This window comes from Streptomyces sp. enrichment culture, from assembly GCF_964272855.1.
Taxonomy (GTDB): Bacteria; Actinomycetota; Actinomycetes; order Streptomycetales; family Streptomycetaceae; genus Streptomyces.
Genome location: NZ_OZ186847.1, coordinates 4,267,066 through 4,286,198 on the forward strand (window position 1 = coordinate 4,267,066; position 19,133 = coordinate 4,286,198).

Annotated in this window: 15 protein-coding genes, 1 tRNA gene and 1 pseudogene; 8 read left to right on the forward strand and 9 right to left on the reverse strand. The window is 68.7% G+C overall.

Features of this window, described 5'->3' with window-relative positions; genetic code table 11:
• Window positions 1–337: 337 nt before the first annotated feature.
• Window positions 338–724: a DUF6344 domain-containing protein gene (locus ACSU6L_RS18490; protein WP_437058200.1), complete on the forward strand. Its 387-nt coding sequence runs from the start codon at window positions 338–340 to the stop codon at window positions 722–724.
• 188 nt (window positions 725–912) lie between these two features.
• Window positions 913–1,996: pseudogene (locus ACSU6L_RS18495) on the forward strand (MFS transporter); the annotation flags it as partial.
• A gap of 91 nt (window positions 1,997–2,087) precedes the next feature.
• Here ACSU6L_RS18495 and ACSU6L_RS18500 read toward each other — a convergent pair.
• From ACSU6L_RS18500 to dnaA, 9 genes are all read right to left on the reverse strand, one after another.
• Window positions 2,088–2,161: transfer RNA gene (locus tag ACSU6L_RS18500), tRNA-Ile, on the reverse strand.
• A gap of 100 nt (window positions 2,162–2,261) precedes the next feature.
• A complete protein-coding gene (locus ACSU6L_RS18505; RefSeq protein WP_437058201.1) occupies window positions 2,262–3,020 on the reverse strand; it encodes a DUF3566 domain-containing protein in 759 nt (252 codons plus the stop codon).
• A gap of 18 nt (window positions 3,021–3,038) precedes the next feature.
• On the reverse strand, window positions 3,039–5,633 hold the full coding sequence (gene gyrA / locus ACSU6L_RS18510; RefSeq protein WP_437058203.1) for a DNA gyrase subunit A: 2,595 nt from the start codon (window positions 5,631–5,633) through the stop codon (window positions 3,039–3,041).
• A 42-nt stretch (window positions 5,634–5,675) separates the two neighbouring features.
• Window positions 5,676–7,748: a DNA topoisomerase (ATP-hydrolyzing) subunit B gene (gene gyrB, locus ACSU6L_RS18515; protein WP_198948631.1), complete on the reverse strand. Its 2,073-nt coding sequence runs from the start codon at window positions 7,746–7,748 to the stop codon at window positions 5,676–5,678.
• A 463-nt stretch (window positions 7,749–8,211) separates the two neighbouring features.
• Window positions 8,212–8,760: a DUF721 domain-containing protein gene (locus ACSU6L_RS18520; RefSeq protein ID WP_437058206.1), complete on the reverse strand. Its 549-nt coding sequence runs from the start codon at window positions 8,758–8,760 to the stop codon at window positions 8,212–8,214.
• The gene (gene recF / locus ACSU6L_RS18525; RefSeq protein WP_437058208.1) at window positions 8,757–9,878 is read right to left on the reverse strand and encodes a DNA replication/repair protein RecF; all 1,122 of its coding nucleotides are present in this window, start codon (window positions 9,876–9,878) and stop codon (window positions 8,757–8,759) included. The genes ACSU6L_RS18520 and recF overlap by 4 nt, the downstream gene beginning before the upstream one ends.
• 125 nt (window positions 9,879–10,003) lie before the next feature.
• Window positions 10,004–10,879: a phosphogluconate dehydrogenase (NAD(+)-dependent, decarboxylating) gene (gene gnd / locus ACSU6L_RS18530; RefSeq protein ID WP_437058210.1), complete on the reverse strand. Its 876-nt coding sequence runs from the start codon at window positions 10,877–10,879 to the stop codon at window positions 10,004–10,006.
• A gap of 191 nt (window positions 10,880–11,070) precedes the next feature.
• Window positions 11,071–12,201, reverse strand: a complete 1,131-nt coding sequence (gene dnaN, locus ACSU6L_RS18535) for a DNA polymerase III subunit beta (RefSeq protein WP_365508775.1) — start codon at window positions 12,199–12,201, stop codon at window positions 11,071–11,073.
• A gap of 872 nt (window positions 12,202–13,073) precedes the next feature.
• Complete coding sequence (gene dnaA, locus ACSU6L_RS18540; protein ID WP_437058213.1) at window positions 13,074–15,020, reverse strand: chromosomal replication initiator protein DnaA; 1,947 nt, start codon at window positions 15,018–15,020, stop codon at window positions 13,074–13,076.
• 395 nt (window positions 15,021–15,415) lie between these two features.
• On the opposite strand from dnaA, the gene rpmH reads away from it, so the two are divergent.
• The 6 genes from rpmH to rsmG all read left to right on the forward strand — a co-directional run bounded on the left by rpmH (window position 15,416) and on the right by rsmG (window position 18,959).
• A complete protein-coding gene (gene rpmH, locus ACSU6L_RS18545; RefSeq protein ID WP_003956500.1) occupies window positions 15,416–15,553 on the forward strand; it encodes a 50S ribosomal protein L34 in 138 nt (45 codons plus the stop codon).
• 21 nt (window positions 15,554–15,574) lie between these two features.
• The gene (gene rnpA, locus ACSU6L_RS18550; protein ID WP_437058215.1) at window positions 15,575–15,946 is read left to right on the forward strand and encodes a ribonuclease P protein component; all 372 of its coding nucleotides are present in this window, start codon (window positions 15,575–15,577) and stop codon (window positions 15,944–15,946) included.
• Window positions 15,943–16,311, forward strand: coding sequence for a membrane protein insertion efficiency factor YidD (yidD, locus tag ACSU6L_RS18555; RefSeq protein WP_437058217.1), 369 nt, complete (start codon window positions 15,943–15,945; stop codon window positions 16,309–16,311). The genes rnpA and yidD overlap by 4 nt, the downstream gene beginning before the upstream one ends.
• Window positions 16,312–16,314: 3 nt before the next feature.
• Complete coding sequence (yidC, locus tag ACSU6L_RS18560) at window positions 16,315–17,595, forward strand: membrane protein insertase YidC (RefSeq protein WP_437058219.1); 1,281 nt, start codon at window positions 16,315–16,317, stop codon at window positions 17,593–17,595.
• Between the two features lie 15 nt (window positions 17,596–17,610).
• A complete protein-coding gene (locus tag ACSU6L_RS18565) occupies window positions 17,611–18,123 on the forward strand; it encodes a protein jag (RefSeq protein WP_073944720.1) in 513 nt (170 codons plus the stop codon).
• A 119-nt stretch (window positions 18,124–18,242) separates the two neighbouring features.
• Window positions 18,243–18,959 (forward strand): 16S rRNA (guanine(527)-N(7))-methyltransferase RsmG, encoded by a 717-nt coding sequence (rsmG, locus tag ACSU6L_RS18570; protein ID WP_073944721.1) that lies wholly within the window; start codon window positions 18,243–18,245, stop codon window positions 18,957–18,959.
• The last annotated feature ends 174 nt before the right edge of the window (window positions 18,960–19,133 follow it).

The window sequence follows — 19,133 nt, forward strand, 5'->3', positions numbered from 1 at the left end:
TCTTTCCTTGACGTAGGGGACCTCTGGCGCCCGACTATACACACCGACCGATATCGATCGGTGACCTGCGCCCCGGGCTCAACTGCCGCCTGGGGCACCGCTTTAGAAGCGGACGCGGCCACTCCGATCTGAGGGTGATCACATCAGCACCGAGCGTCACACCTTGCCGCTTTTCGCAACTTTTCTTCCTCTATAGGGCTTCTTCATGGCTCTTGCGGCCATTCGAGTGGTGTTGATCTGAACATCGCCGCGCCACGGGCGTCGGTCCACCACTTCGCGACCCTCATACACATCATGAGGAAAGTACGCAAATCGCCCGACCCGAAAGTGAGGGGCCATGGCCCGCAACAAGGTCATGAATCTGTGGACCGCACTCGTCACCGCCTTCCTCGCGCTGTGCACGGCGCTGGGACTCATCACCACGACCGCCGCCGCGGCGGTACCGCAGACCGAGTCCAGCCGCAACAGCAGCGACGACACGACCGCCCCGGTCACGACACCGGCGATGGCCCCCTGGTCCTGGTCCTGGTCCTACGCCAGGTCACTGCCCCCCACGATGAAGCAACGGATCCGGGCCGAGGCCCACGGAAAGTCCCCGAGCTGCCGGCACCGCACCCTCGCTGACGCCGCCCCGGCGACCACCGACTGCTCCCCACCGGCCCCCGCGTCCCAGGCAGAACCGGCCGAACTGACCGAGCCCGTCGCACCGCCACTCCAGCGCTGAGCGCGACCGCCGAACCCTCAGCCCAGACCAGCCCAGACCAGACCAAGACCCAATCCATTTCCATAAGGCCTGATCCTCCTTCCCCCCTGGATCCAACCTGTCAGAACGGCGAACTGCGTACACGCCCTCACGAAGCGGCCCAGTCACCCCTAGGTGACCGGGCCTTCGTGCGCGTGTGTGCCCTACTGCGGAGGGTGGCCGCGTGGGGTTCGGTGTCGATGCCCGGCCTGGTGGGCAGCCCGGTCCTGGGCGGCGTCCTCATCGACCACTTCTCCTGGCAGTCGACCTTCCTGATCAACGTGCCGATCGTCGTGCTCGCCCTCATCGCCGGCCGCACCCTGATGCCGGAGTCCAGGGCGCCCTGGCAGAAGCCCGATCCGCTCGGCGCGCTGCTGTCCGCCACCGGTATGACCGCGCTGGTCTGGTGGATCATCGAGATCCCGCAGCACGGCGCGTTCGGCGGCGACTCCGTGATCACGCTGGCCGTCGCGGCGGTCGCGCTCACCTCCTTCGTGATCTGGGAGAACGTCACCTCGTCCCCCATGGTCCCGCTGGTCCTGTTCAGGCGACGCAACTTCAGCGGCGGCTCGCTCTCCCTGGCGCTCGTCCAGATCGGCAACGGCGGTCTGCTGCTGGTCCTCACCCAGTAGCTGCAGTTCGTGCTCGGCTACTCGCCGGTCAAGGCCGGTCTGGCCTTCCTGCCGATGGCGGTCGCGGCCCTCGTCGGGCAACGGCGGCGGGGTGAAGCTCGCGCAGAAGATCGGCAACCGGTTCGTCATCCTGGCCGGCATGCTCGTGATGGCGGGCTCCTTCGGCCTGCTGGCCACGGTCACCACCGACTCCGGCTTCACCGTCCCGGCAGTGGCCCCGGGCCTGCTGGGCCTCGGCGCCGGCATGGCGATGCCCGCCGCGGTCGCCGCGCTGATGGGCACCGTCCCGGCCGACAAGGCCGGCGTCGGATCCGCCCTCAACGACACCATCCAGCAGGCGGGCACCGCCCTCGGCATCGCCATCCTCGGCTCGCTGCTGACCAGCTCCTACACCGCCGAGATGCCCTCCGACGCCCCTGAGCAGGCCAAGGAGTCCATCGCGGGCGCCCTGGCGGTCGCCGGGCCCGACAGCGGCCTGCTGCACGCCGCCCGCGAGGCCTTCACCACCTCGATGTCCACGGCCTTCACCCTCAGCGCGATCGGCGTCCTCGCCGCCGCGGTCGTCGCCACCCTGGTGATGCGCGACAGCAAGCCCGAGCAGCCCGCCGAGGACGCCCCCGAGACCCGGAGAAGAACCTGGAGAAGAGCCCGCAGCCGATCGCCTGACGACACAGAAGACCCCCGATCCATCCGGACCGGGGGTCTTCTCGCTGTGGGGCTAACAGGATTTGAACCTGTGGCCTCATCCTTATCAGGGATGCGCTCTAACCAACTGAGCTATAGCCCCGCCGCGCTCTGCGGTGTGTGTCCCGCGCGCTGACTCCTGAAGATTAGCGCACGACCGGGGCAGTCCCAAAATCGATGGGGATTCGATGGGGACCGGCGGCTCACTCGTCCTCGGCGAGCGTCAGCTCCACACCGCCCACGAAGCCCGCGGAGAGGTTGTAGATGAACGCTCCGAGGGTGGCGAGGGCCGTCGCGAGGACGACGTCGATGACCGCGATGATCGAGGTGAAGAGCAGGACGTTCGGCAGGGACAGGAACGCCTGCAGGTCGAAGCCGTTCGACTCGTTGGAGCCGGTCGCCTCGGAGATGGTGCCGCCGACGGTCGAGAAGACGCCCATCGCGTCCATGACCATCCACAGCACGGCCGCCGCGACGATGGTGCAGATGCCCAGCGCGATCGACAGCAGGAAGCTGACCTTCATCACCGACCACGGGTCGGCCTTGGCCACCCGCAGCCGTGCCTTGCGGACGCGCGGAGTGGTGCGCGCGCCGGTGCGCGGGCGGCGTACGGCACCGCCCGCCTGACCGCCCTGCGCGGCCTGCCCCTGCGCGGGGTAGGCCTGCGGCGGGTGGTACGGCCCGGAGGGCTGCTGCGGCTGCCGTTCCCCGGGCAGCGGCGAGGCCCCCTGCTGCTGGGTCTGCGGGCCTCGGGTGTCCGTCACAGTTCCCCCCTGGGATCCATGAGTGTCGGGCGAGGGCGAGGGCTTCGTCTTCCGCTCCGACGGCTTGATCGCCTGGAGGTTGGTCGTGTGCGGATCCGTCGCCGGCGCGGCGGAGCCACGGGCGCCGCCGTCCGTTTCCTGACCGGTCGTACGACCCGTCGAGGTACCGGCCGATCCGGCGCCCGTGGCTCCGCTCACGCTGACTCACTCCTCGTGCTACTCGACCGAGGGCGCCTCACCCTCGTCCGTGCCGCTGGTCACGGCGTCCTCGGCGGTCTCGTCGACGGCCACGTCGCCGTCGACCTCCTCCGCCTCGCGCCCCGCCTCGGCGTTACGTGCGATGCCGACCACGGCATCGCGCTTGCCCAGATTGATCAGTTGAACGCCCATGGTGTCACGGCCCGTCTCCCTGACCTCGTTGACTCGCGTACGAATCACACCGCCCGACAGCGTGATGGCGAGGATCTCGTCGGTCTCCTCGACCACCAGCGCACCGACGAGCGAACCGCGGTCTTCGACGATCTTGGCGGCCTTGATGCCGAGGCCGCCGCGTCCCTGAACGCGGTACTCGTCGACAGCGGTCCGCTTCGCGTACCCGCCGTCGGTGGCAGTGAACACGAACGTACCGGGTCGAACAACATTCATCGAGAGCAGTTCGTCTCCCTCACGGAAACTCATGCCCTTGACGCCCGAAGTGGCACGGCCCATGGGCCGCAGCGACTCGTCCGTTGCCGTGAATCGGATCGACTGCGCCTTCTTGCTGATCAGCAGCAGATCGTCGTCGGCCGAGACCAGCTCGGCGCCGATCAGCTCGTCGTCGGAGCCGTCCTCCCGCTCCCGCAGGTTGATGGCGATGACGCCACCCGAGCGAGGGGAGTCGTAGTCCTTCAGCGAGGTCTTCTTCACCAGGCCGGCCTTGGTGGCCAGGACCAGGTACGGCGCCGCCTCGTAGTCGCGGATCGCGAGGATCTCGGCGATCGCCTCGTCCGGCTGGAAGGCCAGCAGGTTGGCGACGTGCTGACCGCGCGCGTCCCGGCCGGCGTCCGGCAGCTCGTAGGCCTTCGCGCGGTACACCCGGCCCTTGTTGGTGAAGAACAGCAGCCAGTGGTGCGTGGTCGACACGAAGAAGTGGTCGACGATGTCGTCTTCCTTCAGCTTCGCGCCGCGTACGCCCTTGCCGCCGCGCTTCTGGGCGCGGTAGTCGTCCGTCTTGGTGCGCTTGACGTAGCCGCCGCGCGTGACGGTGACGACGATGTCCTCCTCGGCGATCAGGTCCTCGATGGACATGTCACCGTCGTAGGGCACCAGCTGGGTCTTGCGGTCGTCGCCGTACTTCTCGACGATCGCGGCGAGCTCCTCGCTGACGATGCCGCGCTGGCGGACCGGGGAGGCCAGGATCTCGTTGTACTCGTTGATCTTCGCCTGGAGCTCGTCGTGCTCCTGGACGATCTTCTGCCGCTCCAGGGCCGCGAGGCGGCGGAGCTGCATCTCCAGGATCGCGTTGGCCTGGATCTCGTCGATCTCCAGCAGGTCCATCAGGCCGCCGCGGGCGATCTCGACGGTCTCGCTGCGCCGGATCAGCGCGATGACCTCGTCGATGGCGTCCAGGGCCTTCAGGAGGCCGCGCAGGATGTGCGCGCGCTCCTCGGCCTTGCGCAGCCGGAAACGCGTACGGCGGACGATGACCTCGATCTGGTGCGTCACCCAGTGACGGATGAACGCGTCCAGCGAGAGGGTGCGCGGCACGCCGTCCACCAGCGCCAGCATGTTCGCGCCGAAGTTGGTCTGCAGGTCGGTGTGCTTGTACAGGTTGTTCAGGACGACCTTGGCGACCGCGTCCCGCTTCAGGACGATCACCAGGCGCTGGCCCGTACGGGACGACGTCTCGTCGCGGACGTCCGCGATGCCGCCGATCTTGCCGTCCTTCACCAGGTCGGCGATCTTCTGCGCGAGGTTGTCCGGGTTGGTCTGGTACGGCAGCTCCGTGACCACCAGGCACTGGCGGTTCTGGATCTCCTCGACCTCCACGACCGCACGCATGGTGATCGAGCCACGGCCGGTGCGGTAGGCCTCCTCGATGCCCTTGCGGCCGACGACGAGGGCGCCGGTCGGGAAGTCGGGGCCCTTGATGCGCTCGATGAGCGCGTCCAGCAGCTCCTCGTGCGAGGCCTCGGGGTTCTCCAGGTACCACTGGGCGCCGGCGGCGACCTCGCGCAGGTTGTGCGGCGGGATGTTGGTCGCCATGCCGACCGCGATACCGGCGGAGCCGTTGATCAGCAGGTTCGGGAAGCGGGAGGGCAGGACGGTCGGCTCCTGGGAGCGGCCGTCGTAGTTGTCCGTGAAGTCGACGGTCTCCTCGTCGATGTCGCGGACCATCTCCATCGACAGCGGCGCCATCTTGCACTCGGTGTACCGCATGGCCGCGGCCGGGTCGTTGCCCGGGGAACCGAAGTTGCCGTTGGAGTCGACGAGCGGCATGCGCATCGCCCACGGCTGGGCGAGGCGGACCAGGGCGTCGTAGATGGAGCTGTCGCCGTGGGGGTGGTAGTTGCCCATGACGTCGCCGACCACGCGCGCGCACTTGTAGAAGCCGCGCTCGGGGCGGTAGCCGCCGTCGTACATCGCGTACAGCACGCGGCGGTGGACGGGCTTGAGGCCGTCCCGGACGTCCGGCAGCGCACGCGAGACGATGACGGACATCGCGTAGTCGAGGTACGAGCGCTGCATCTCCGTCTCGAGCCCGACGGGCTCGATGCGCATGGCGACCTCGCCGCCCTGCTCCGGGGTGACGGGAGTGTTCTCGTCGGTCATTGCGGGTGGGGATCCTTCCTGGTGCGGTCAGCTGAGACCGACTCAGATGTCGAGGAAGCGGACGTCCTTGGCGTTGCGCTGGATGAACGCGCGGCGGGCCTCGACGTCCTCGCCCATCAGGACCGAGAACAGCTCGTCGGCCTGGGCGGCGTCGTCGAGGGTGACCTGGCCGAGGACGCGGTGCTCCTGGTCCATGGTCGTCACGCGCAGCTCCTCGGCGTTCATCTCACCGAGGCCCTTGAAGCGCTGGATCGAGTCCTCGCGGACCCGCTTGCCGCGCTGGCGGCCCATCTCGAGCAGCGCGTCGCGCTCGCGGTCGGAGTACGCGTACTCGACGTCCTCCCGGCCCCACTTGATCTTGTACAGCGGGGGACGGGACAGGAACACATGGCCGGCCTCGACCAGCGGCCGCATGAAGCGGAACAGGAAGGTCAGCAGCAGGGTGTTGATGTGCTGGCCGTCGACGTCGGCGTCCGCCATCAGGATGATCTTGTGATACCGGAGCTTCTCGATGTCGAAGTCCTCGTGGACTCCGGTGCCGAAGGCGGAGATCAGCGCCTGGATCTCCTGGTTCTGCAGGATTTTGTCGATCCGCGCCTTCTCGACGTTGAGGATCTTGCCTCGGATCGGGAGGATCGCCTGGTACTCCGGGTTGCGGCCGGACTTGGCCGAACCGCCGGCGGAGTCACCCTCGACGATGAAGATCTCGCACTTGGTCGGGTCGTTCGACTGGCAGTCGGACAGCTTGCCCGGCAGCGATGCCGTCTCCAGCAGGCCCTTGCGGCGGGTCAGGTCGCGGGCCTTGCGGGCCGCCACGCGCGCGGTGGCCGCCTGAATGCCCTTGCGGACGATGTCCGCGGCCTCGTTGGGGTTGCGGTCGAGCCAGTCGGTGAGGTGCTCGTAGACCGCCTTCTGCACGAAGGTCTTGGCCTCCGTGTTGCCCAGCTTGGTCTTGGTCTGGCCCTCGAACTGGGGCTCGCTCAGCTTGACCGAGATGATCGCGGTCAGACCCTCGCGGATGTCGTCACCCGTGAGGTTGTCGTCCTTCTCGCGGAGCAGCTTCTTGTCGCGCGCGTACTTGTTGATCAGGTTCGTCAGCGCCGCGCGGAAGCCCTCTTCGTGGGTGCCGCCCTCGTGGGTGTGGATGATGTTGGCGAAGGAGTAGACGCCCTCGCTGTAGCCGCTGTTCCACTGCATCGCGACTTCGAGGGAGAGGCTCTTGTCCTTGTCCTCCGCCTCCAGGTCGATGACGGTGGGGTGCACCACGTCTCCCTTGCGGGAGTTGAGGTACTTCACGAAGTCGACGATGCCGCCCTCGTAGTGGTACGTGACGGTCTTGGGCTCGTCCTTCTCGTCCGCGCCCGCTTCGTCCGCGCCGGCCGTGGCCTTCGCCGACTCGCGCTCGTCGGTGAGCTTGATGGTCAGTCCCTTGTTCAGGAACGCCATCTCCTGGAAACGCCGCGACAGCGTCTCGAAGGAGTACTCCGTGGTCTCGAAGATGTCGCCGTCGGCCCAGAAGGTGACCGAGGTGCCGGTCTCGTCCGTGGCCTCGTGCTGGGCGAGGGGGGCCGTCGGAACGCCCATCTTGTAGTCCTGCGTCCAGCGGTGGCCGTCCGTCTTCACCTCGACGGAGACCTTGCTGGACAGGGCGTTCACGACCGAGACGCCGACACCGTGCAGACCACCGGAGACCGCGTAGCCGCCGCCGCCGAACTTGCCGCCCGCGTGGAGCACGGTCAGCACGACCTCGACGGCCGGCTTGCCCTCGGACGGGACGATGCCCACCGGGATGCCACGGCCGTTGTCGACGACACGGACGCCGCCGTCGGCCAGGATCGTCACCTCGATCGTGTCCGCGTGCCCGGCCAGCGCCTCGTCGACGGAGTTGTCGACGACCTCGTACACGAGGTGATGCAGACCACGCTCGCCGGTGGAGCCGATGTACATACCGGGTCGCTTGCGGACCGCGTCCAGACCCTCGAGGACGGTGATGGCACTGGCGTCGTAGGACGCAGTGACGGAGGCCTCGGCACCTTCTGCCATGGCCTCGGTGGACGGGATGTTCTCGTTGGGGTTGCCGGAATCGGCCACGAAGCGCCCTTTCTGGCACAGCACGAGCCGGGCTCCTGGGAGTACCCCCTCCTGGAGGGCTGCCGGAGCGGCTGCGGCATGTTGCGTTGGTAAGCCTTGATCAGCGTTGCTCAGCGTTTCCCGGGCGGTCCCCACGTTCGGGGCGGGATTGTCTTCCAGTCTACCGGTAGCACTGACAGTGATGGGGGTTTGCCGGTACCTGAGTCCGCATGTGCCGCCCTGAACCGTCCTCGATCGGGTCCCGATATGCGGATGGGGGCTCCAAGAGGCTCACAGCGGCACCCAGCGCTTCGAGGTGTCAACCCATAGCTACTCCCCGGTCAGGTCGAAATTCGCATGCGCGTGCGGTTGTACGACAAGACAGTGACTGCTGTGGAAAAGAGGGGCTCTGGGGCGAGTGAACGTGAGGTCGGTCACGTGAGACTGGTGAAGGGCCGCACCCGGCTGCGGACGTGCTCGCGGGGCGCTCGGCCCTGGGTGCCGGCGCTCAGCCGTAGGTGTCGCCCGGCCCGGTGCTGCCCGGAGCGCGCAGGGGGCCGTAGCGGCGGGCGGGGCCACCCGGACCGTAGACCTTGATCATCCGGACCGTGCCGTGGCCCAGGTCCTCGTTCAGCCGGGCCACCAGCTGCGGGGCGAGCAGCCGCAGGTTCGTCGCCCAGGCCGTGGAGTCGCAGCGCACCACGAGCACCCGCTCGTCCTCGTCGTACCGGTCCGGCACGCAGTGCTTGGCCAGGTCCTCGCCGACGATCTCCGGCCAGCGGCCCATGACCCCGCCCACCGCGGCCGGCGCCTCCCAGCCGCGCTCGGTGAGCAGCCGGTTGATCGCCGCGCCGAGCGCCATCGGATCGCGGCCGTCGGCGCGCGCGCCGGAGCGCAGGCCACCGCCGCGCCGGGCCTGCTTCTTCTGCTGCGCCGCGTCCCCACGCGCGCGTGCCGCCTCCTTCGCCGCGCGCAGCGCCACGCGCGCGAGGTCGACGCCGGACGGCTCGGGCTGCTTCGGCCGCTCGGGGCCGTTGCGCTTCTCGGACTCGTTCATACGCGCTCCACCGTCCCGCCGGACACGGCGTACCGCGTCCCGGTCAGTACGCCGGGTACGTCGTCGTCGACCGCGGCCGTCACCAGCACCTGCTCGCCGGGCGCGACCAGCTCGGCCAGCCGCTCACGGCGGCGGGCGTCCAGCTCGGCGAACACGTCGTCCAGGATCAGCACCGGCTCGTTGCCCTCGGCGCGCAGCAGGTCGTAGGAGGCGAGGCGCAGGGCCAGAGCGTAGGACCAGGACTCGCCGTGCGAGGCGTAGCCCTTGGCGGGGAGTTCGCCGAGCTTGAGCAGCAGGTCGTCGCGGTGCGGGCCGACGAGGGTGACGCCCCGCTCGATCTCCTGCTTGCGGACGTCGGCGAGCGCCGCCATCAGCTGTTCGAACAGCGCCTCGCGGGTGTGGGCCTCGCCGGGGGCGGACGGCTTGTAGTCCAGAGTGATCGGGCCGCCGCCGGGAGCCAGCTGCTCGTACGCCTTGTCGGCGAGCGGCTGGATCGCATTGATCAGATCGAGGCGCTGGGCGAGCAGCTCGGCGCCCGCGCGGGCGAGGTGCTGGTCCCAGACGTCGAGGGTGGACAGGTCCATGGAGCGGCCGCCGTGGCGGCGGGCCAGCGCGGCCGTCTTCAGCAGGGTGTTGCGCTGCTTGAGGACCCGGTCGTAGTCCGAGCGCACGCCGGCCATGCGCGGGGAGCGGGCGGTGATCAGCTCGTCGAGGAAGCGGCGCCGCTCCCCGGGGTCGCCCTTCACCAGCGCCAGGTCCTCCGGCGCGAACAGGACGGTGCGCAGGATGCCGAGCACGTCGCGGGGCCTGACCTGCGACGACCGGTTGATGCGGGCGCGGTTGGCCTTGCCGGGGTTCAGCTCCAGCTCGACCAGTTGCTGCCGTTCGCCCTGCCGGACCTGGGCGCGGATGATCGCCCGCTCGGCGCCCATGCGGACCAAGGGGGCGTCGGAGGAGACGCGGTGGCTGCCGAGGCTCGCGAGATAGCCGACGGCCTCGACGAGGTTCGTCTTGCCCTGGCCGTTGGGGCCGACGAACGCGGTGACGCCCGGGTCGAGCGGGACCTCGGCCCGGGCGTACGAGCGGAAGTCGGCCAGCGACAGATGCGTGACGTGCATGGTCGTTTCGCCGACCTCCCCGGCGTGGTCTCCCCGGGTCGTCCCCGGGGGTTCCCGGGTTTCCCCGGGCAGTGTGTCCCGGAGTTCCCCGGGACGTGCGTCCCGGGGTTTCCCCAGGGTGTGGATTACTTCTTCTCGACCGCGTGGCCGCCGAACTGGTTGCGCAGCGCGGCGATCATCTTCATCTGCGGCGAGTCGTCCTGACGCGAGGCGAACCGCGCGAACAGGGAGGCCGTGATCGCGGGCAGCGGCACGGCGTTGTCGATGGCGGCTTCCACAGTCCAGCGCCCCTCGCCGGAGTCCTGTGCGTAACCGCGCAGCTCGTCCAGGTGCTCGTCCTCGTCGAGGGCGTTGACCGCCAGGTCCAGCAGCCAGGAACGGATGACCGTGCCCTCCTGCCAGGAGCGGAAGACCTCGCGGACGTTCTCCACGGAGTCGACCTTCTCCAGCAGCTCCCAGCCCTCGGCGTAGGCCTGCATCATGGCGTACTCGATGCCGTTGTGGACCATCTTCGCGAAGTGGCCCGCGCCGACCTTGCCGGCGTGCACCGAGCCGAAGTCGCCCTCCGGCTTGAGCGCGTCGAAGATCGGCTGCACCTTGGCGACGTGCTCGGCGTCGCCGCCGTACATCAGCGCGTAGCCGTTCTCCAGGCCCCACACACCGCCGGAGACGCCGCAGTCCACGAAACCGATGCCCTTGGCGGCCAGCTGGGCGGCGTGCTTCTCGTCGTCCGTCCAGCGCGAGTTGCCGCCGTCCACGACGATGTCACCGGGCTCCAGCAGCTCGGCGAGCTGGTCGACGGTCGACTGGGTGGCCTCACCGGCCGGCACCATGACCCATACGACGCGCGGGCCCTTGAGCTTGCCCACAAGCTCTTCCAGGCTGTGGACATCGGCGAGGTCCGCATTGCGGTCGTATCCGACGACGGTGTGGCCCGCGCGGCGGATCCGCTCGCGCATGTTGCCGCCCATCTTGCCGAGGCCGACGAGACCGAGCTCCATCAGTTGTGTTCCTTAGGTGTCCGAGGTGGCGTGACGGCACGGCCGTGCCGGGCGGTTTCCCGCCCCGGCACCGGCGTACCTGTGTCCGAGCCTAAACCCGGATTCTCGTGCACACCTGTGGGCATACGCGCTCATACGCACACATGCCCTGAGCTGCCGTTTTCGCTGCTGCCGACCGCTGCCGAGGGCGATCAGCCGCTGAGGCGCACCGGCATGATCAGGTACTTGTAGGCCTCGTCCGCCTCCGCGTCCAGCGCCGGCTTGCCGCTGAGCAGCGCGGGCTTGGTGGACGTGGTGAAGGACAGCTGGGCCACCGGGGAGTCGATCGCGCTCAGACCGTCCAGCAGGAAGGTCGGGTTGAAGGCGATCGAGATGTCGTCGCCCTCCAGCTGGGCGTCGACCCTTTCCACAGCCTGTGCGTCGTCGCTGGAGCCCGCCTCCAGGATCAGCACGCCCTGCTCGAAGCTGAGCCGCACCGGGGTGTTGCGCTCGGCGACCAGCGCCACACGCTTGACGGCCTCCACGAACGGGGCGGTCTCGATCACGGCGACGCTGTTGAACTCCGTCGGGAACAGCGTGCGGTACTTCGGGAGGTCGCCCTCCAGCAGGCGGGTGGTCGTCCGCCGGCCCGCGCCCTCGAAACCGATCAGGCCCTCGCCCGCTCCGGAACCGGAGAGCGCCAGGGTGACGCTGTCGCCGCTGGTGAGCGCCTTGGCGGTGTCCAGGAGCGTCTTGGCGGGCACCAGGGCGACCGCGGAGGCGTCCGGGTTCTCCGGCTTCCACAGGAACTCACGGACCGCGAAGCGGTAGCGGTCGGTGGAGGCCAGCGTGACCGTGTCGCCCTCGATCTCGATGCGCACACCGGTGAGCACGGGCAGCGTGTCGTCACGGCCGGCGGCGATGGCGACCTGCTGTACGGCGGAGGCGAAGACCTCGCCGGGGACGGTGCCCGTGGCGTTCGGCATCTGCGGCAGCGACGGGTACTCCTCCACAGGCAGTGTGTGGAGCGTGAAGCGGGAGGAGCCGCAGACCACGGTCGCCCGTACACCGTCTGTGGAAATCTCCACCGGCCGGTTGGGGAGGGCGCGCGAGATGTCTGCGAGCAGGCGGCCGGATACCAGGACCGTGCCCTCCTCCTCGACCTCGGCCTCGACGCTCACCCGCGCGGAGACCTCGTAGTCGAAGCTCGACAGGCTCAGCTGACCGTCCTCGGCCTTCAGCAGCAGGCCGGCGAGGACCGGCGCCGGCGGACGGGCCGGGAGGCTGCGCGCCGCCCAGGCCACTGCCTCCGCGAGTACGTCGCGTTCCACCCGGATCTTCACCGTAAGCCGCCTCCTGCTGTTGCCGGCGCTTCTCGCCCTGCTTCGCCTTCGTCGTCTGTCTCGGTGTCACCGGCCCCGGTGAGGGGAAGGACACCGGGGTCCAGTCTGACGCACCGCACTGACAGTAGGTGCCTCTCGGGGTCAAGTCGTGACGAGGGGCAGCCGGGCAGCGAAGAGCGAGTTGTGCACAGGGCCCTCTTCGAAACGAATTCCGCGCTCTCTCTAGTCGTTGGTAGTAGTAGGGCCTGTGGATACCGTGGATAACCACGTTTGCCCAGCTCAGCGCGGAGATTTTGTCCACGGGCCCTGTGGGTGGCGCCGGTGGACAACCAGCGGTCTCTGTGGAGAACGGAAAGTTCTGCACACCCCGTGCACAGGCGAGGGCGAGTTCTCCCCAGCGCCGTCCCCAGCTTTACCCGTCTTTCCCACAGCCCAACCCGGCAGCTTTGTGTGACGGCTTTCACTCGACGCGGTGAGCAGGTGCGTCACGTTGCCGAACAGTGGACAGCCATGTGGAGAAGCTGGGGATCACTGGGGACAACCGCCCCCAGCCTGTGGGTTGCCCGTGGACAACTTCGTGCACAGCTTGTGGACCGCCGCGTTGTCCACAAGCTGTGGAGATCGTTCGTCCACCAATCCACAAGCGGCTGACCTGGTCTGATCGTCTTTCAACAGGGTTGCCTGTGGACACGATCTGGACAACTTCGCAGTCCCCAGTGTGTGGACGGAAGAAAGTCACCGAATCTGTGGAGAGTGGCCGTAACCGGGCAGAAAATCGAACACCGGGTGACCGGCAGGAGCGGCGCCGGCATGACGAAGGGCGCCCCCGGATCGTCTCCAGGGGCGCCCTCAGTGCCGTACGGGTGGGCCTGTCAGCCGTTCTTGATGCGGTTCGTGAGCTCGGTGACCTGGTTGTAGATGGAGCGCCGCTCGGCCATCAGATTGCGGATCTTGCGGTCGGCGTGCATCACCGTCGTGTGGTCGCGGCCGCCGAACAGCGCGCCGATCTTCGGCAGCGACAGGTCCGTCAGCTCACGGCACAGGTACATGGCGATCTGCCGCGCGGTGACCAGCGCGCGGCCGCGCGAGGTGCCGCACAGGTCCTCGACGGTCAGCCCGAAGTAGTCGGCCGTGGCGCTCATGATGGCCGTCGAGGTGATCTCGGGCGCCGAGTCCTCGCCACCGGGGATCAGGTCCTTGAGGACGATCTCCGTCAGGCCCAGGTCCACCGGCTGCCGGTTGAGCGACGCGAACGCCGTCACCCGGATCAGCGCGCCCTCCAGCTCGCGGATGTTGCGCGAGATGCGGGAGGCGATGAACTCCAGCACCTCCGGCGGGGCGTTCAGCTGCTCCTGGACCGCCTTCTTGCGCAGGATCGCGATCCGCGTCTCCAGCTCGGGCGGCTGGACGTCCGTGATCAGGCCCCACTCGAAACGGTTCCTCAGCCGGTCCTCCAGGGTCACCAGCTGCTTGGGCGGCCGGTCGCTGGAGAGCACGATCTGCTTGTTGGCGTTGTGGAGCGTGTTGAAGGTGTGGAAGAACTCCTCCTGCGTCGACTCCTTGTCCGCCAGGAACTGGATGTCGTCGACGAGCAGGATGTCCATCTCGCGGTAGCGCTTGCGGAAGCTGTCGCCCTTGCCGTCGCGGATGGAGTTGATGAACTCGTTGGTGAACTCCTCCGAGCTCACGTACCGCACCCGCGTGCCCGGGTAGAGGCTCCGCGCGTAGTGCCCGATCGCGTGCAGCAGGTGCGTCTTGCCCAGGCCGGACTCGCCGTAGATGAACAGCGGGTTGTACGCCTTCGCGGGCGCCTCGGCGACGGCCACCGCGGCCGCGTGGGCGAAACGGTTCGACGCGCCGATCACGAACGTGTCGAAGAGGTACTTCGGGTTCAGCCGCGCGGTCGGCTCGCCGGGGCCGGCCGCCGGGGCGGGCTGCGCGGCCAGCGGGCCGGGGGCGCCGCCCGCGGAGGGAGGCTGGACGCCACCCGGACCGCGGTGCGCGGGGCCGCCGCCGGACGGCGGCTCGGGCAGCTCGCGCCGGGCGCCCTGCTGGTCGTAGTCGCCGCGGGACGGCTCGTAGTCGGAGCGCTGCTGATGCTGGTCGTACGGCGCGCGGTCCATGCCCGGGCGGTCCACGCCCGTCCGGTAGTCCTGGGACGGCGCGCCGTAGGCGTCACCGCCGGACGGCCCGTAGGTGTCGTTCCCGGAGGACCCGTACGACTCCTTGGCGGGCGGACCGTAGGAGTCCTGGCCGTGGGAGCGGTACGACTCCTGCGGCGGGGTCGCGTACGGGTCCCGGTCGGGGAAGCCCAGGCGCTGCTGCTGCCAGCCGTAGTCGTCCTGGGTGGGCCGCGGCCAGGCGCCCGGCTCGGGGCGCTGGTACTCCCCCGGGTAGGCCGGGCGGGCGGTGGGGAGCTGGTCGTCGGTGCCGGGGAGCGGCTCCGCGCGGTGGCGGCCGTAGCCCTCGTACCGGCCGGACGGGAGCTCGGGCTCCTCGTAGCGCGGCGCGGTGGGCGGCGCCGGCGGGGCCGGGGGCTCGCCGGCGGAGTCGTCCACGGTGATCGCGATACGGATCGGGCGGCCGCACTCGCGGCTCAGCGTCTCGCTCACGATCGGCGCGAGGCGGCCTTCGAGCACGCCTTTCGCAAACTCGTTCGGTACGGCCAGCAGTGCGGTGTCGGCGACCAGCGCGAGCGGCTGGCAGCGCCGGATCCAGTGCTCGTCCTTGGCCTCGACACCCTGTCCGCGGCCCTCACCGAGAAGCTGCTCGAGTACTCGTGGCCACACTGCGGCAAGATCGGCAGGTACGTCAGCCACAGGGCACGCTCTCTCACAGGTCCCACGAACGTGTGGTTGTGGGACGGGTCGGGATGTAAATCGGGGTGGGTAGGGATAAGGGAACGAATCGGAGTCCAGTCACGGTAGTCAGGGCGACCCGTGCGGTTCAAGTTGTTGTCCCCAGCCTGTGGATAGTGTCCCTCAGTCGCTGTCGGTTTGACCGGATGGCGTAGCCCCGCGTACCGTAACCAGGTCGAGTTGTCGATGGCTGCTGCCGCCTGCCTCCGATGGGCACAGATCACGTCCCCGCCAGTGTGGGGGTAGTCCGGTGATCGGAAAGCGGTGCACTCGGGCGTAACGCGAGCTACTCGTGGGCGCACGGTGACAGCCAGGACGGCACCCCGCCACCACCGATTCTTTTCTGGAGCCCCCGAGTGAGCAAGCGCACCTTCCAGCCGAACAACCGTCGTCGCGCGAAGACCCACGGCTTCCGGCTGCGTATGCGCACCCGTGCCGGCCGCGCGATTCTCGCGTCCCGCCGTAGCAAGGGTCGCGCCCGTCTGTCCGCCTGATCCCGGTCAGGTCATGACGTCGTGCTGCCCACCGAGAACCGGCTGAGGCGGCGCGAGGACTTCGCGACCGCGGTACGACGAGGGCGCCGGGCCGGACGCCCACTCCTCGTCGTCCACCTTCGAAGCGGTGCCACGGACCCGCACGCGCCTGGGGAGAGCGCTCCCCCGACGCGTGCGGGTTTCGTCGTGAGCAAGGCCGTGGGCGGTGCCGTCGTGCGCAACAAGGTGAAGCGCAGACTTCGCCATCTGATGCGCGATCGAGTCGCTCAGGTTCCCCCCGGTAGCCTGGTAGTCGTACGAGCGTTGCCCGGTGCGGGTGACGCCGAATACGCCCAACTGGCCCAAGACCTGGACGCCGCCCTTCAGCGGCTGCTGGGAGGGGGCGCGCGATGAAGTACCCGCTGCTGGCGCTGATCAAGCTGTACCAGTGGACCATCAGCCCGCTGCTCGGGCCGGTGTGCAAGTACTACCCGTCGTGTTCCCACTACGGCTACACGGCCATCGACCGGCACGGGGCTCTCAAAGGCACCGCACTCACGGCCTGGCGCATCCTGCGTTGCAATCCGTGGTCACTGGGCGGCGTGGACCACGTCCCGCCGCGCAAGCGTCCGCGGTGGCACGAAATCCTGCGCAACGCCTGGAGCGCACGCAAGGGCGGGCCCTCCGCCGCCGAAACGGCCACCGAAGAGAATGCTTCTCGGAGCAACGCCCCTTCGAGCCCGGCCGCAGAGACCCCGTCCCATGCCCAAGGAGCATGATTAGTGGACACGATTGCCAGCCTCTTCAGCTTCATCACCACACCCGTCTCGTGGGTCATCGTCCAGTTCCACTCGCTGTACGGTGCGATCTTCGGCCCTGACACGGGCTGGGCCTGGGGCCTGTCCATCGTGTCTCTGGTGATCCTGATCCGCATCTGCCTGATCCCGCTCTTCGTGAAGCAGATCAAGGCGACGCGAGCCATGCAGACGCTCCAGCCGGAGATGAAGAAGATCCAGGAGCGCTACAAGAACGACCGGCAGCGCCAGTCCGAAGAGATGATGAAGCTCTACAAGGACACGGGCACCAACCCGCTGTCCTCGTGCCTTCCCATCCTGGCGCAGTCGCCGTTCTTCTTCGCCCTGTACCACGTGCTCAACAGCATCGCGTCGAACGACACCATCGGTGTGATCAACGAGCGGCTGCTGGAGAGCGCGCAGAAGGCCCACATCTTCGGCGCCCCGCTCGCCGCGAAGTTCACCGACAGCTCGGAGAAGGTCGAAGCACTCGGGTCCACCATCACGGACGTGCGGATCGTCACCGCGCTCATGATCGTCCTGATGTCGCTGTCGCAGTTCTACACGCAGCGCCAGCTGATGATGAAGAACGTCGACACGACGGTGAAGACGCCGTTCATGCAGCAGCAGAAGATGCTGATGTACGTCTTCCCGGTGATCTTCGCCGTCTTCGGCATCAACTTCCCGGTCGGTGTCCTCGTCTACTGGCTGACCACCAACGTGTGGACCATGGGCCAGCAGATGTACGTCATCCACAACAACCCGACCCCGGGTTCCAAGGCCCAGGCCGCGTATCTGGAGCGCCTGTACAAGCACGTCACCCACCACGGCAAGACCCGCAACCGCCGTGAGCGCGCCATCGTCAAGGCCATCGTCGCCAAGGGCCGTGACCGCAACGAGCACGAGCGGAAGTTCATCAACGGCCTCAGCAAGGCCGGGCTCGCGGCTCAGGCCGACGGCACCGTGGTGAAGGGCGAGAGCACCGTCGTCGCCGAGAACGAGGACGGTACGACCACCACCACCACCACCACCACCGCGGCCGGCAGGCGGCAGCAGCCGAAGCGGCAGACGAAGGCCCAGCGGCAGACCGGCGGCCCCAAGCCGGCGGGCGGCGGCGAGAAGACCTCGCTGAGCAAGTCCGACGAACCGCAGGACAGCGAGGCCGGGGAATCCACCGGCAAGGCGCCCAAGTCCGGCGGCACCCGCAGCCGGGCCCAGTCCGGCCAGCGCAAGGGTCCGCAGCGGCCCAAGTCCCCGTCCAAGAAGTAAGAAGGAGTCCATCCCGTGACGGAAGGCACCACCTCCGCCGCTGCCGAGGGTGCAGACACCCTGTCCCGCCTGGAGCAGGAAGGCGAGATCGCGGCGGACTACCTCGAGGGTCTGCTGGACATCGCCGACCTCGACGGCGATATCGACATGGACGTCGAGGGCGACCGCGCCTCTGTCTCGATCATCAGCGACAGCGGCAGCCGTGATCTGCAGAAGCTGGTCGGCCGGGACGGCGAGGTGCTGGAGGCCCTTCAGGAGCTCACCCGCCTGGCCGTGCACCGGGAGACCGGGGACCGCAGCCGGCTGATGCTGGACATCGCGGGCTACCGGGCCAAGAAGCGCGCCGAGCTGTCCGAGCTGGGCGCCAAGGCCGCCGCTGAGGCGAAGAGCAGCGGTTCCCCGGTCAAGATGAAGCCGATGACGCCGTTCGAGCGCAAGGTCGTGCACGACGCGGTCAAGGCCGCCGGTCTGCGCAGCGAATCCGAAGGCGAGGAGCCGCAGCGCTTCGTCGTCGTGTTGCCCAACTGATTCGGTACGCACATTTCCTCCGGCCCCGTCTGTTGCGCAGGCGGGGCCGAACTTTGTCAGCCTGGTAGTTCTGGAGGTCGGCGCTCGTCGCGCCGATGCGGTACGGAAGGACGGTCCCCGTGACGGAGGCAGCTGAGCTCCCCCCTGCGCCCGAACAGGCTCGTGACGTATTCGGCGATCGCTTCACCGACGCGGTCCGGTACGCGGAGCTGCTGGCCGATGCAGGAGTGCAGCGGGGGCTCATCGGCCCGCGTGAAGTGCCTCGCCTGTGGGAGAGGCACCTGCTGAACTGCGCGGTGCTCTCCGAGGTGGTGCCCGAGGGGGTGACGGTGTGCGACGTCGGGTCGGGCGCCGGCCTGCCCGGTATCCCGTTGGCCCTGGTCCGGGAGGACCTGAAGATCACGCTCCTGGAGCCGCTGCTGCGGCGGACGAACTTCCTTACGGAGGTCGTGGAGCTGCTGGGTCTTGACCATGTGACCGTCGTCCGCGGCCGTGCCGAGGAGGTCATGGGCAAGCTGCCCCCGGTCCATGTGGTGACGGCCCGCGCTGTGGCCCCGCTCGACCGGCTGGCCACCTGGGGCATCCCGCTGCTGCGTCCGTACGGCGAGATGCTGGCCCTGAAGGGCGACACCGCCGAGGAGGAGCTGAAGGCCGCGGCGACGGCCTTGAGCAAGCTCGGTGCTGTGGAGACCTCGATCCTGCATGTGGGAGAAGGGGTCGTCGACCCGCTGTCGACCGTCGTGCGGGTGGAGGTCGGGGAGAGCCCCGGCGGTGTGCGCTTCGCGGCCAAGCGGGCGAAGGCGGCCCGGACGGGGCGGGCTCGCCGCCGACGCTGATCACCGCGGTCAACAACGCCTACTCCACACAAGGTGCCAAACCTACGCATGCCGGAGTGTCGCGGCAGTTCGGCCTCGGCCGCTGTGCATCGTGTTTCACGTGAAACGTCGCTCACTGCTGCACGGCATCATCAGCCGGGGCCGCGCCGCGGCCGAACCCCGCGACCGTAAGCC

Excerpts from the sequence above, each read along its gene's own strand:
- ACSU6L_RS18490 (WP_437058200.1), top strand. The coding sequence starts at position 338 with ATGGCCCGCAACAAGGTCATGAATCTGTGGACCGCACTCGTCACCGCC.
- gyrA (WP_437058203.1), bottom strand. The coding sequence starts at position 5,633 with ATGACCGACGAGAACACTCCCGTCACCCCGGAGCAGGGCGGCGAGGTC.
- ACSU6L_RS18520 (WP_437058206.1), bottom strand. The coding sequence starts at position 8,760 with ATGAACGAGTCCGAGAAGCGCAACGGCCCCGAGCGGCCGAAGCAGCCC.
- recF (WP_437058208.1), bottom strand. The coding sequence starts at position 9,878 with ATGCACGTCACGCATCTGTCGCTGGCCGACTTCCGCTCGTACGCCCGG.
- gnd (WP_437058210.1), bottom strand. The coding sequence starts at position 10,879 with ATGGAGCTCGGTCTCGTCGGCCTCGGCAAGATGGGCGGCAACATGCGC.
- yidD (WP_437058217.1), top strand. The coding sequence starts at position 15,943 with ATGAAGTACCCGCTGCTGGCGCTGATCAAGCTGTACCAGTGGACCATC.